Below are 13982 nucleotides of genomic sequence, written 5' to 3'. Positions count from 1 at the left end.
TACAGGCAAACAGAAACCAATAAGTAGGGAACGCTATTCTACGTGAAAACCATCAATATTTCAGAGTTAATAATGACGATTTTTACCACTATTTTTCTCTTTAGGGGTTGGAATCAACACCGGCGAGGCAAAAAACTCACCCTGACCACCACCAATTCCATGGGAACGCAGAGTTTCCCATTCGAGATGTGTTCTCACACTCGCAGCCATCACCACCACATTTGTTCCTTCACAGGCGCTGATAAGACTATCGACAAATAGCTGATTCTCCGGACGTCGATCGATATTACGCACCAAACCCGGGTGAAGTTTGATCACTTCAATAGGCATGGTCTTAATATAAATGGTGCTGACTACCGTTAATCCCGCCTGAACAATTCCCAAACGACACCCTAACAGATGCAGTAATCGAATCACCGGACGCAAGCGATCGCTATATTGACAAACATCTGCCTCTGCAAGTTCAAATATAATTCGTTTTCGATACGATTTTTCTTTTTCCAACAGATTATCCCGTAGCCACACCTGAAAAGAGTGTTTAAGCAGGGAGTCGACGGTTACCGATACCGCGATAGTGTCATTAGGCCAGCGATCGAGCAAAGGCAAGGTTTTACTCAGCACTAAGCGGTCAAAGCGCTCTGTTAAACCAAACTGTTGAATCAACGGCATAAACTCTGCGGGTTGTAGTTCATCACTGCCATCATGAATACGCAATAACATCTCACGATGGTTCAACTCACCTTTTACCGTTACTGCCGGTTTGTAATAAATATCTGGCCCACCTTTATCCAGCATCTGTTCCAGCAGCGTGCGCCAACGAACGCTGCCTCTGGCGGCGCTGGTCACTTGACTGTCATAGATAAACCAACCATTGCTGCCTTGTAATACGGCAGTGCGGGCAGCCTGCTCGGCATTATCCATAATCTGTTCTGGCGTTTGCCCCATATGATAAAGACAAATACCTATATGGATCAGAGACTCTTTTTCAATACCCGATGATACCGGCAGCATATCTACTGCATTCACCAACTGGGCGGCAATAGCATCGGCTTCTTTTAGTGAACGGTGGGGTAACATTACGCTAAAATCATTATCGAAATAGCGGGCTAATAATGCTGCCGGATGGCGCATTATAAAAGTCGATAACATATTCACCAACGTATACAGCAAATCGTCAATCACATCTTTGCCGTGTTCACTCGCCATTAACTCCAGCTCAGGCAAGCGAATCATCATTACCACGCCATGGGCATTAGGCTCTTCAAGCTGGGTTGCCAGTTGGTTATCAAAAAACAGACGGTTATTCAGTCCGGTTTGTGCATCCTGAGCGGCGAACGATCGAATCAGTTTATCTACTCTGACCCGCTCATTACTCATATTACTCAGCTCAGACAGCAATCGGTTAATAGCAGCACTGGTATTAACCGGCCATTCTTTTTCATCCGAAATTTCGGCACCGTCTCTCTCACCGGCTAAAATACGTTGGGAACGCTCTTCCAGTAACAGCAACCCTTTAAATTGTTGTTTAAGCCAGTGAATCCACCAAAACATGATCAAACCAATAAAAACAATGACCGCAATAATGGCTAACAGAATGGGTAATGAAAAGAGTGTGCTGAGAATCGGATTAACATAGAGGATTTGCAGGCGATAACCGGGATGTTGAGGTAATTCCAGATCGGTCTCGCTAAGGGTGTGAAACTTTTCCCAGAAACCGGGACGATTATCACTGCTATGGGTATAAATGGTTTTATCTTTTTCGTCTTTAATTGTCAGATGGCGTACGCCGGTGGCATACATCACGACCGGAAGCCAGCGGTCATAAGCGCTTGGGGACTGATAAATCAACGCCTGATCCACTGTAGTGGCAAGCGCATACCAATGCTTCTCCATCTTCTCCTCACCCACAAAATAGACACTTAACATACTGGTCATCAGTGCCAAAATCATAGTAAGAAAAACTAATAAAGAAATAAAAATAGATAATCTGGCGGTAAATCTCATTCCCATAGTAAATTATTCTAATTTGCTGAAAAGCAATACAAAATGCACAGAACAAATGCTCTGCATCGCAACGTAACTCACCGACATTCTAGCAGACTTTATCAAAACTCGGGACTTAACGTCATATTTTAATAAGATTTAAACACTCTTTTATCTACAGAAGTGATAGTCATTTTCTGTACATGAAACAATATACCCGATAACGACTTTGTTTTATTTCGGCTATCATAACGAAAATGCGAGCACCTTACCGATTGCCCCAAGTGCAACAAAAGAGAATAATAACGGCAATAATAGCTAAGTTGCTCTGAATGAAGTGATGGTTATTTCATTCTCCTCCTTTTAACTTTCGGATAAGAGTAAAAACAATGATTAAAGCTCTGGTTCTTGAACAACAAGATGGACAAACACTGGCATCAGTAAAAGATATCACCTCCGAACAGTTGCCTGAAGGCAATGTCACCGTTGATATCAATTGGTCCAGCATCAACTATAAAGATGCGCTGGCCATTACCGGCAAAGGAAAAATTATTCGTAATTTTCCTATGGTACCTGGCATTGATTTCGCCGGTACCGTTCATAGTAGCGATGATCCACGTTTTTCTCCTGGTCAAAATGTCATCCTTACAGGCTGGGGCGTAGGTGAAACTCATTGGGGCGGCTTAGCAGAACGAGCTCGTGTTAACGGAGACTGGTTGGTTTCTATGCCTGAAGGGCTGAATCAACGCAAAGCCATGATCATTGGTACCGCGGGCCTGACTGCTATGTTGTGTGTAATGGCATTAGAAGAAGGTGGTGTTTTACCTGAAAGTGGTGAGGTACTGGTTACTGGTGCCAGCGGTGGCGTGGGAAGTACAGCCGTTGCATTACTGCATAAACTGGGCTATCAGGTTTCCGCCGTTAGCGGACGTCAACACAATGCGGAATATTTGTTATCGCTTGGTGCAAAATATGTACTGGAAAGAGAGAGTTTTAGCGAAGCAGCTAAACCACTGGAAAAACAGCGCTGGGCAGGTGCAGTCGACGTTGCTGGCGGAGAACTGCTGGCTAAAGTTATCGCACAAATGAATTATAACGGTACCGTGGCTGCCTGTGGCCTGGCGGGTGGATACCAACTGCCAACCACCGTTATGCCATTTATTCTGCGTAATGTACGTTTGCAGGGAGTGGATTCAGTCATGATATCGACAGAACGTCGAATTGAGGCATGGAAACGTCTGGCAAACTTATTACCAGAAAACTTCTATCAGTTAGCCACCAGCGAAATCACACTGAAAGATGTACCTGCAACGGCAGAGAATTTGCTGTCAGGAAAAGTTACCGGTCGGGTACTGGTGAATATCGCCTGATTCTTTTGCTCAAGTTACCCCACGTGTTCCAGCGTGGGGTAAATCAACTCCTTCTCCTCTCTATAATAAGAATATTCTCCACTCAATTTCTGGCAAAACAGGACAATCGGGACAATGATTTGTCTAATCATTCGTAATCTTTTCTGTTAACAGAGCATCTATCATGGTCAGAAAAACACGCTTAACTGAAAACGCTGCCACACCAGAACAGCTGTTTTATCAACGTCGTAAAATTCTGCAGGCACTGGGCATCAGTGCGGCAGCATTAACACTCCCTCTACATGCTCAGGCGGAGCTACTCTCATGGTTGACCGGTGGAGACAAACCCAAAGCATCAACCGGTAAAGCGCTGGCATTTACCCCTTCTGCCAACTACCACCCCAATCTGCCTTTGACACCAGAAGAAAAAGTCATCGGATACAATAATTTTTACGAATTTGGCCTGGATAAGGCCGATCCAGCGGCCAACGCAGGAACGTTAAAAACTGAAGGCTGGAAGATTCGCATCAGCGGTGAGGTGGCAAAACCGGTAACGCTGGATATGGATGAGATCTTTAAACGTTTTCCACTGGAAGAGCGCATTTATCGTCTGCGTTGTGTGGAGGCCTGGTCAATGGTGATCCCATGGCTCGGCTTTGAACTAAACAAACTGCTAAAGCTGGCAGAACCGACCAGTAAAGCGCGCTATGTTGCCTTTCAAACCCTCTACGATCCGGAAAATATGCCGGGACAAAACAGCCGCTATATTGGTGGTGGACTGGATTACCCCTATGTTGAAGGTCTGCGTATGGATGAAGCAATGCATCCGCTAACGCTATTAACCGTCGGGGTTTACGGTAAAGCACTACCGAACCAGAATGGCGCTCCCATCCGATTAATTGTTCCCTGGAAGTATGGTTTCAAAAGTATTAAGTCGATTGTTGAAATCAAACTGGTCGAACAACAGCCGCCAACCACCTGGAATTTAAGCGCACCGGATGAATACGGCTTTTATGCCAACGTAAATCCTCAGGTGGATCATCCCCGCTGGTCTCAGGCAACAGAACGGATTATTGGCAGCAGCGGTTTGCTGGATGTAAAGCGCCAGCCTACACTCTTGTTCAACGGATATGGCGATCAGGTCGCTTCGCTTTATCAGGGATTAGACTTACGGAGTCATTTTTAGTGAAAATAACGCCAGTGAATATTAAATGGCTCAAGCTGATATTGCATCTGCTGGCATTTATTCCTCTGTTATGGCTGATACTCTCGATTAATCAGGGATGGCTGAGTGCTGATGCGGCCAAAGATATTCAACATTACACTGGCAGAATGGCACTCAAATTATTACTGGCAACCTTGCTGGTAACTCCGCTGGCTAAAATGCTGCATCAACCTATACTGACGCGCTGTCGACGACTGCTTGGATTATGGTGTTTTGCCTGGGCAACTTTACATCTGATTTGTTACAGCGTTTTAGAGCTGGGTTTAGATATCTCTTTGCTGCTGCAAGAACTGATTAAACGTAACTACCTTATTCTGGGTATTATCAGTTGGCTAATATTATTGATAATGGCTCTGACTTCAACACAGAACTTCCAGCGAAAATTAGGCTCTAACTGGCAAACTATCCATAACTTTATCTATGTGATAGCGATACTGGCGCCAATACATGCTCTGTTATCCACCAAAGTACTGTCTCTGGAGCTGGCAATCTATGCCGTAATCTCGCTATTATTGTTGGCATATAGCTTTAAAAAGCTCAGAAAGTGGTGGGAAAAGTACCAAAGAGGCAAATAGTTTTGAGCAGAGAAGGCTTCTCTGCCAAGGCTTTGCCCGATATGGCCTAAACTATCTTCGCTGATAAGACCAGTAAACAGCTGCTAATTTCGGCGAAATAGTTATAATGGCGCACTTTAATTTGATCCGTTCATACAATTTCACAAGAAGAATAGTGACAATTGGCTGACATCGAGTTATTTTTACCGATTATTGTTTGATTGCCGGAGATGTCAGCACAATGACGAAGAAAGCGCACATTTTGCTGTTAAATGGCCCTAATCTGAATCTATTAGGGACGCGTGAACCTGATAAATATGGACATACGACCCTGACTGACATCGTAACCAAACTAGAAAATGAAACCTTGCGCTCAGGCGTGGCGTTTTCTCATCTGCAATCAAATGCCGAGTACGAGATTATTGATGCGATTCATAAAGCTCGTGGCTCAGTAGACTTTATTCTGATTAATCCGGCAGCGTTCACCCATACCAGCGTAGCAATTCGGGATGCGCTGCTGGCCGTCAATATTCCATTTATTGAAATCCACCTGTCTAACGTCCATGCTCGTGAGCCATTCAGACACCACTCATATCTTTCAGATATTGCAGTAGGTGTGATTTGTGGCCTCGGTGCTGACAGTTATGACTTTGCTCTGCAAGCAGCCCTGCGCCGTTTGCAATAATTTTTTATTCCACGTAACAAGAGAATACGGAATCACACCTATGGATATTCGTAAAATTAAAAAACTGATTGAACTGGTTGAAGAGTCTGGCATCAATGAGCTGGAAATCTCTGAAGGCGAAGAGTCAGTACGTATCAGCCGCGGCCCCGTCGCTGGTAGTTATGCTATGCCAATGCAGCAATATGCTCTGCCTCAGGCACCAGTTGCTCAACCTGCTCCTGTCGCTTCTGCACCAGCTGAAGCAGCGGCACCAGCAGCTATCAGTGGTCATATCGTTCGCTCACCGATGGTAGGTACTTTCTACCGTACACCGAGCCCGGACGCAAAAGCGTTTATTGAAGTGGGTCAAACCGTTTCTGTTGGCGATACCTTATGTATCGTTGAAGCTATGAAAATGATGAACCAAATTGAAGCTGATAAATCAGGCGTGGTAAAAGCGATCCTGTTAGAAAGCGGGCAGCCGGTAGAATTTGACGAGCCGCTTGTCATCATTGAATAACGAGGCGAGCTATGTCTAAAAAAATGGACAAAATCGAAAAAGTTGTTATCGCGAACCGGGGCGAAATTGCCCTGCGTATTTTGCGTGCCTGTAAAGAACTGGGCATTAAAACGGTTGCCGTTCACTCCAGCGCCGATCGCGATTTAAAACACGTATTGCTGGCAGATGAGACCGTTTGTATCGGCCCTGCTCAGTCAGTCAAAAGTTATCTGAATATCCCTGCGTTAATTGCCGCTGCCGAAATTACCGGAGCCGACGCAATTCACCCGGGATATGGTTTTCTGTCTGAAAATGCAGACTTTGCCGAGCAGGTAGAACGCTCTGGCTTTATCTTTATCGGCCCTAAAGCCGATACCATTCGTATGATGGGTGATAAAGTTTCCGCTATCCATGCCATGAAGAAAGCTGGGGTTCCTTGTGTTCCTGGTTCTGATGGCCCACTGGATGATGATATGACCAGAAACCGTGAGATGGCTAAGCGCATCGGTTATCCGGTCATTATCAAGGCATCTGGCGGCGGCGGCGGTCGCGGTATGCGTGTAGTACGTAGCGATAAAGATCTGGAAGAATCCATTATCATGACCCGTGCGGAAGCTAAAGCAGCTTTCAACAACGACATGGTGTACATGGAAAAATTCCTGGAGAACCCACGCCATATCGAAATTCAGATTATGGCAGATGGCCAGGGCCATGCGGTGTATCTGGCAGAACGTGACTGCTCTATGCAACGTCGCCACCAGAAAGTGGTTGAAGAAGCGCCAGCACCAGGCATCACTGAAGAGCTGCGTCGTAGCATCGGTGAACGTTGTACTAAAGCCTGTGTGGAAATCGGCTACCGTGGTGCAGGTACCTTTGAGTTCCTGTATGAAAACGGCGAGTTCTATTTCATCGAAATGAACACCCGTATTCAGGTAGAGCACCCGGTTACCGAAATGATTACCGGCGTTGACCTGATTAAAGAACAACTGCGTGTAGCTGATGGCCAAAAACTGTCTATCAAGCAGAAAGATATTCAGGTACATGGTCATGCTATCGAATGCCGTATCAACGCAGAAGATCCGGATAACTTCCTGCCTTCTCCGGGCAAGATTACCCGTTTTCATGCACCAGGCGGTTTCGGTATTCGCTGGGAATCTCATATCTATGCCGGTTATAGCGTACCGCCATACTATGACTCCATGATTGGTAAATTGATTGCTTACGGTGAAACCCGTGAAGTAGCTATTTCCCGCATGAAGAATGCGCTGGCTGAACTGATCATCGATGGCATCAAAACCAACGTTAGCCTGCAACTGCGGATTATGAATGATAAAGGGTTCGAGAAAGGCGGAACCAACATTCACTATCTGGAAAAAATGCTGGGTATTCAGGAGAAGTAATTTTCCTGAAGCGACTCATCCGAAAAGGCCGATAATTATCGGCCTTTTTTATAACAGGGAATTAGTATGGATAGGTCTTCACAATTTGCTGTTCCATTGGTTATTATCTTTTTTAAATTTGTCTATTTTTGCTATATCAATATTCCCTATCTTGAGCAGATACAATATAGCCCGGTACTTAGCGTATTAATTCTCTATTCATTTTTGACATTTATTTTCACCTCAACCATCATTCTTGTTTTGTTTGTAAGTTTGAATGAAGGCAAAAACTACGCGGCCAAATGGATTATCTGGATTGCAACTATTATCTTCTTTCTGGTTGAAATAAACCTTGTCAGTATATCCTATCGATATATTTTAAAACTGTTCGAAGAGTTACCCGCAATAAGTCATCTATCTGATTTAAATGAAGAAAGCCTATTGATAAAACTGAGATACTCTGTCTATTTGATAGCGTTCTATTCTGCGGTCTTCTTTATACTGAAAATATTTATCGGGCCATCCGCTAAAGCCAATAATATAGAATCAGATAGCCGCTACTACCATATCGCAACTTCATTTGTTTATACCATTCTTACATCCGCAATTTTATGCAGACTGATGACCGTTACTCTGTCGACATTCATGAAATTTAATAATGAAAATAACAGTCTCCTGATGTCAATAACACTCATCATGATGTCATGTATTTTTCTAAATACCCTTGTCTCGGCAGCGGCTTGCTATCAAAATTTAAAAACACCTCAGAATAGAATTAATATCCGTAAAATTATCACTGCCACGACTATTTACGTGTTGTTAGTTATACTTCTGAGCTACGTTATTTATCTGATATCAACATACCTGATTACTCAATTTGGCCACTTCACTTCACCTGAAATCGCAATGACGGGGTTGGTGATTTTCGGTTTTCTATGTTTCCTGTTGGTCTCATATCAAATTCAAAAGGTTATATTGATGAAAGTGTTCCGGGAGCAAAAAGTTAACCAAATCGTCAACTAGCCCTGTCCCGGTATGAAGGCAGTCTGTCCCAAAGTAATCAAACGCCTTCATACTGGTTAATGAGTAATAAAAGATAATGAATGAAGTGAATCGCGCCACAACCTGGCGGTAACACAAAAAAGTCCTAGGCAAACGTATCCGTTTCCGTACAATTCTATCCTTTGGCCCATAACCTCTGACTGTTTAACGTGATGGAGTACAGATTGGATCCTCGTTTTCTTCAGGCTCATAAAGAAGCGCGCTGGGCAGTGTGGCTAACCATAGCCTACCTGATAGCCTGGACGCTGGCGGCCTATTTACCCGACTCTCAACAGGGAATAACCGGATTGCCTCACTGGTTTGAAATGGCCTGTTTGCTGGTTCCTCTGGTTTTTATTCTCTTATGCTGGTTTATGGTGCGCTTTGTCTTCCGGGATATTTCGCTGGAGGATAATAACGATGCAACTTGATATCGTCCTGCCATTAGTTGCCTATCTGGTGCTGGTATTTGGGTTGTCGATTTACGCCTATACCAAGCGGCAAAAAGGAAATTTTCTGAACGATTATTTCCTTGGCGATCGTTCAATGGGCGGCTTTATTCTGGCAATGACCCTGACAGCTACCTATATCAGTGCCAGTTCATTTATCGGCGGCCCAGGCGCTGCGTATAAATATGGGTTGGGTTGGGTACTGTTAGCGATGATTCAGTTGCCTGCGGTCTGGCTGTCACTTGGCGTATTGGGCAAAAAATTTGCCATTTTGGCCCGACGTTACAACGCGGTAACCCTGAACGACGTACTGTATGCTCGCTACCAAAGCAAAACTCTGGTCTGGTTCGCCAGTATCAGTTTACTGTTGGCTTTTATTGGCGCAATGACGGTACAGTTTATCGGTGGCGCACGCCTGTTGGAAACAGCTGCTGGAGTACCTTACGACATCGGTTTACTAATATTTGGCGTCACCATTGCACTATATACTGCTTTTGGTGGCTTCCGCGCCAGCGTCCTGAATGATGCCCTGCAGGGAATGGTGATGTTAATTGGCGCTATTTTGCTGCTGGTTGCCGTGATTTATGCCGCTGGAGGATTAGGTACCGCCGTAGATAAACTACAGCAAATCGATCCTAAGCTGTTATCACCCACCGGAGCCGATGACTTTCTGTCTCTGCCATTTATGGCTTCCTTCTGGATACTGGTGTGTTTTGGTGTCATTGGTTTACCACACACGGCGGTACGCTGTATTGCCTATAAAGACAGCAAAGCGGTACATCGCGGCATTATCATCGGTACCATTATTGTTGCGATCCTGATGTTCAGTATGCATCTGGCTGGTGCTTTAGGACGGGCGATTATGCCTGATTTAACCATTCCCGATCAGGTGATCCCGACGCTGATGATTAAAGTTCTGCCGCCAATGGCCGCCGGTATTTTTCTGGCAGCACCACTGGCAGCGATTATGTCCACCATTAATGCTCAGCTGCTTCAGTCATCGGCTACGCTAATCAAAGATCTCTACCTTAGCCTGAAGCCAGAACAAGCACGCAATGAACGTCGTCTGGCGCGTATATCAAGCAGTGTAACCTTTATTCTGGGGCTGCTGTTGATTCTGGCGGCCTGGCGTCCACCAGAAATGATCATCTGGTGGAATCTGTTAGCCTTTGGTGGATTAGAAGCCGTGTTCCTGTGGCCATTAGTATTAGGTTTATATTGGGAACGAGCTAATGCTCAGGGAGCGCTGTGTTCAATGATTTGTGGAGCTGTGAGTTACGCGGTGTTAGCAACCCTGAACATACAAATTTTTGACCTTCACCCTATCGTTCCGGCTTTGAGCATAGGCATTATTACTTTCCTGATAGGTAATAAACTGGGTGAACGCGCGATAAGTGCACCGGTAATACCGGCAAAATAAACATTACACAACCGGGATAACCCGCTTATCCCTTAAAGAGAATTGCTATGCCCTGGATACAGTTAAAATTAAATACCACTGGTAATAAAGCGGAAGAGATTGGCGATGCATTGGTTGAGAGCGGTGCAGTTTCTGTCACTTTTCAGGATACCCATGACGTGCCGGTTTTTGAACCTTTACCGGGAGAAACCCGCCTGTGGGGCGATACCGACGTTATCGGCCTGTATGATGCAGAAACAGATATGAAACAAGTAGTTACCATGCTGGAGTACAACCCTCTACTGGGCAATAATTTTGTACATAAAATCGAGCAACTAGAAGATAAAGACTGGGAACGGGAATGGATGGATAACTTCCACCCAATGCGCTTTGGCGAGCGCCTGTGGATTTGCCCAAGCTGGCGTGAAGTGCCTGATGCAAATGCCGTGAACGTTATGCTCGATCCGGGATTAGCCTTTGGTACCGGCACTCATCCTACTACGGCACTTTGTCTGCAATGGCTCGATGGTTTGGATTTAACAGGAAAAACGGTAATCGATTTTGGCTGTGGCTCCGGTATTTTAGCCATCGCGGCCATTAAGTTAGGGGCAGCAAAAGCTATCGGTATTGATATCGACCCACAGGCTATTCTGGCCAGTCGTGATAATGCTCAACGTAATGGCGTCTCAGAGCGTTTATCTCTTTATCTGTCCAAGGATCAGCCTCAGAACCTGCAGGCCGATGTAGTGGTTGCTAACATCCTTGCTGGCCCGTTAAGAGAGCTGGCACCTATTATCAGTCAGTTGCCTGTAACGGGTGGACACTTAGGGCTATCTGGTGTGCTGGCCACTCAGGCTGAAGGCGTGGCTCAGGCCTATCAGACGATGTTTCAGCTCGATCCGGTGGCAGAAAAGGAAGAGTGGTGTCGTATCACCGGCGTAAAAACCAGCGATTAATGATTTAGTTTAAAGCTGAGTAAAAGCAAAGGGTTGTCTGGTTACAGATGGCCCTTTTTGCTTTTATTTTTTTATACTGCCCTTACCCACAAATGCCTACTGGTATAGCTGAATCCTCGGTTAATCGCCTTATAAAGTGTTAGAGAATTAACCAATAGTGCGGAATTTTTCTAAACCATGAAAAAATCAAACCTTATAATAACTCATTGTTAAATATGATGAATAAATCATGAATCACTGTGGGGCTTTAATTTCTTTGATTTTAGTCGTCAATTGTTCAAAGTTTGTCCTTTCATCTGGTTCAAAAAATGCGTAATATACGCGCCCTTGCAGACATATATGGTCTTCGTTGTCGATGCGCATTGGTAACCTTCAGCTAACAAATCGTTTAATCGCCGCTCCAATGGCGGGAATAACAGATCGCCCTTTCAGAACGATGTGTTATGCGATGGGAGCTGGAATGACAGTTTCGGAAATGCTCTCTTCCAACCCGGAAGTCTGGCGTACCGATAAGTCGAGATTGCGCATGGTACACCTTGATGAGCTCGGTATTCGGGCCGTTCAAATCGCCGGATGCGATCCGGAAGATATGGCGGCAGCGGCGCGCATTAATGTGGAAAACGGAGCACAGCTTATTGATATCAATATGGGCTGTCCGGCCAAAAAAGTTAACCGCAAGCTGGCAGGATCTGCACTGTTGCAGTATCCGGAGTTGGTTGGAAAGATTCTTAGTGCTGTAGTGAACGCCGTTGACGTTCCGGTCACATTAAAGATTCGTACCGGCTGGGATCCGGAAAACCGCAACTGTGTTGAAATTGCCCAACTGGCAGAACGCAGTGGTATTCAGGCCATTACCATACATGGACGTACTCGTCGTTGTTTATTCAACGGTGAGGCTGAATATGACAGCATTCGATCGGTTAAGCAGAACGTAGATATTCCGGTTATTGCTAACGGGGATATCACTGACCCGCATAAAGCCAGAACTGTTTTGGACTATACCGGAGCCGATGCTCTGATGATAGGACGAGCGGCTCAGGGAAGACCTTGGATCTTCCGGGAAATCCAGCATTATCTGGACACTGGGGAGCTGTTACCACCAATGCCACTCGGCGAAGTGGAACGCTTGTTAACCTCGCATGTGAGAGAACTGCACGACTTTTACGGTCAAGGCAAAGGACTCCGCATCGCACGTAAGCACGTATCCTGGTACTTGCAGGAACATGCCCCAAATGACCAGTTTCGGCGCACCTTCAATGCAATCGAGAATGCCAATGAGCAACTGGATGCACTGGGGGCATATTTTGAAATTTTGCTTAAACAGATAGAAGAGCTAACAGAACTATGTTCGAACAACGCGTAAATTCTGACGTACTAACCGTCGCTACCGTAAATTCACAAGACCAGGTCACTCAAAAACCTCTGCGTGATTCGGTTAAACAGGCATTAAAGAACTACTTTGCTCAGCTTAACGGTCAAGACGTTAACGATCTTTATGAACTGGTACTGGCCGAAGTTGAACAACCTCTGTTGGATATGGTCATGCAGTACACTCGCGGTAACCAGACCCGCGCTGCAACCATGATGGGTATCAACCGTGGTACTCTGCGCAAGAAACTGAAAAAATACGGTATGAACTGATACTAGTCAGTTAACTGATTTAAGAAGGCGCTTACCCTGTTTGGGTAAGCGCCTTTTTTATTGAAAGCTATCTGGCAAAATTTTCATTTTAATACCGTCATTTGACTTAACATCAACAAACGTCGGACTTTACTTTCAGAACGGGCTGGAATTATGAGCTTTGACCCACTCTTTGCTGACGGGATGAACAAAATGCAGCTCACTGGCGTGCAGCATCAGCCGTGATGTCCATTCGGTACCTGGCTGTATGCGGCCGCCATACAGATCGCAACCTAAAATCGGATGACCCAACTGCTGACAATGGATACGGAGTTGATGAGTACGTCCGGTCTCCGGAGTTAGCTCTACTCGCGTCAATGGCAGTAACGACCCATTTTCCAACTCATGATAAAAGCGTTCAGCGACCCGATAGCGGGAACGAGCTGGCTTGCCGTGGATTGCGCAAATGGACATCAGTGGGAACAAGGCTGGGTCTTTGGCAATCGCAGCATCTATCACTCCTTGGTTATTATCCAGATGTCCACAAAGCAGCGCACTGTATACTTTGGTTACTGTACGCTGGCTGAACTGTTGGCAGAGAGAGGCATTTATAGCCTTATTAAGAGCAACCACCATCAGCCCTGAAGTACCAAAATCAAGGCGGTGGACCAGAGTGCAACCGGGGAATAGCTGTACCAGCCGATGGTGCACCGAATCGATATTTTGCGGATTTTTTCCTGACAGGCTGAGCAGCTCTGCGGGTTTATTGATAAGCACCAGGTGATCGTCCTGATAGAGGATCTCTATCTTGTCATGGCACCGCGGAGCAATAAAGGTATCAATAATCTTAGACATCAGGCTACC

The 13982-nt window shown here is 45.4% G+C and carries 13 protein-coding genes; 11 read left to right on the top strand and 2 right to left on the bottom strand.

The window, feature by feature from the left end; translation table 11 throughout:
- Window positions 1-66: 66 nt before the first annotated feature.
- A complete protein-coding gene (gene csrD / locus GOL65_RS21080) occupies window positions 67-2004 on the bottom strand; it encodes an RNase E specificity factor CsrD (RefSeq protein WP_140920273.1) in 1938 nt (645 codons plus the stop codon).
- 371 nt (window positions 2005-2375) lie between these two features.
- On the opposite strand from csrD, the gene acuI reads away from it, so the two are divergent.
- The 11 genes from acuI (at window position 2376) to fis (ending at window position 13139) form a co-directional block, all read left to right on the top strand.
- On the top strand, window positions 2376-3353 hold the full coding sequence (acuI, locus tag GOL65_RS21075) for an acrylyl-CoA reductase (NADPH) (protein WP_140920274.1): 978 nt from the start codon (window positions 2376-2378) through the stop codon (window positions 3351-3353).
- 163 nt (window positions 3354-3516) lie between these two features.
- The gene (gene msrP, locus GOL65_RS21070) at window positions 3517-4518 is read left to right on the top strand and encodes a protein-methionine-sulfoxide reductase catalytic subunit MsrP (protein WP_140920205.1); all 1002 of its coding nucleotides are present in this window, start codon (window positions 3517-3519) and stop codon (window positions 4516-4518) included.
- Window positions 4518-5132, top strand: a complete 615-nt coding sequence (msrQ, locus tag GOL65_RS21065; protein ID WP_140920206.1) for a protein-methionine-sulfoxide reductase heme-binding subunit MsrQ — start codon at window positions 4518-4520, stop codon at window positions 5130-5132. The genes msrP and msrQ overlap by 1 nt, the downstream gene beginning before the upstream one ends.
- A gap of 220 nt (window positions 5133-5352) precedes the next feature.
- The gene (aroQ, locus tag GOL65_RS21060) at window positions 5353-5796 is read left to right on the top strand and encodes a type II 3-dehydroquinate dehydratase (RefSeq protein ID WP_140920207.1); all 444 of its coding nucleotides are present in this window, start codon (window positions 5353-5355) and stop codon (window positions 5794-5796) included.
- A gap of 40 nt (window positions 5797-5836) precedes the next feature.
- Window positions 5837-6295, top strand: a complete 459-nt coding sequence (gene accB / locus GOL65_RS21055) for an acetyl-CoA carboxylase biotin carboxyl carrier protein (RefSeq protein ID WP_140920208.1) — start codon at window positions 5837-5839, stop codon at window positions 6293-6295.
- A gap of 23 nt (window positions 6296-6318) precedes the next feature.
- A complete protein-coding gene (gene accC, locus GOL65_RS21050; RefSeq protein WP_140920275.1) occupies window positions 6319-7674 on the top strand; it encodes an acetyl-CoA carboxylase biotin carboxylase subunit in 1356 nt (451 codons plus the stop codon).
- A 1205-nt stretch (window positions 7675-8879) separates the two neighbouring features.
- Entirely contained in the window at window positions 8880-9125 is a 246-nt protein-coding gene (locus GOL65_RS21045; protein ID WP_140920209.1) for a YhdT family protein, read from the top strand.
- Window positions 9115-10563, top strand: a complete 1449-nt coding sequence (panF, locus tag GOL65_RS21040; protein ID WP_140920210.1) for a sodium/pantothenate symporter — start codon at window positions 9115-9117, stop codon at window positions 10561-10563. The genes GOL65_RS21045 and panF overlap by 11 nt, the downstream gene beginning before the upstream one ends.
- Before the next feature lie 47 nt (window positions 10564-10610).
- Window positions 10611-11498 (top strand): 50S ribosomal protein L11 methyltransferase, encoded by an 888-nt coding sequence (gene prmA, locus GOL65_RS21035; protein WP_140920211.1) that lies wholly within the window; start codon window positions 10611-10613, stop codon window positions 11496-11498.
- Between the two features lie 355 nt (window positions 11499-11853).
- On the top strand, window positions 11854-12861 hold the full coding sequence (gene dusB, locus GOL65_RS21030) for a tRNA dihydrouridine synthase DusB (RefSeq protein ID WP_140920212.1): 1008 nt from the start codon (window positions 11854-11856) through the stop codon (window positions 12859-12861).
- Window positions 12843-13139: a DNA-binding transcriptional regulator Fis gene (gene fis / locus GOL65_RS21025; protein ID WP_029096993.1), complete on the top strand. Its 297-nt coding sequence runs from the start codon at window positions 12843-12845 to the stop codon at window positions 13137-13139. The genes dusB and fis overlap by 19 nt, the downstream gene beginning before the upstream one ends.
- A 135-nt stretch (window positions 13140-13274) precedes the next feature.
- Here the strand turns inward: fis and GOL65_RS21020 are convergent, their stop codons facing one another.
- The gene (locus tag GOL65_RS21020) at window positions 13275-13973 is read right to left on the bottom strand and encodes an RluA family pseudouridine synthase (RefSeq protein WP_140920213.1); all 699 of its coding nucleotides are present in this window, start codon (window positions 13971-13973) and stop codon (window positions 13275-13277) included.
- Window positions 13974-13982 lie beyond the last annotated feature (9 nt).

This window comes from Limnobaculum xujianqingii (assembly GCF_013394855.1).
In the GTDB taxonomy this organism is placed as follows: domain Bacteria; phylum Pseudomonadota; class Gammaproteobacteria; order Enterobacterales; family Enterobacteriaceae; genus Limnobaculum; species Limnobaculum xujianqingii.
This window is presented reverse-complemented; position numbering and strand designations above follow the sequence as displayed.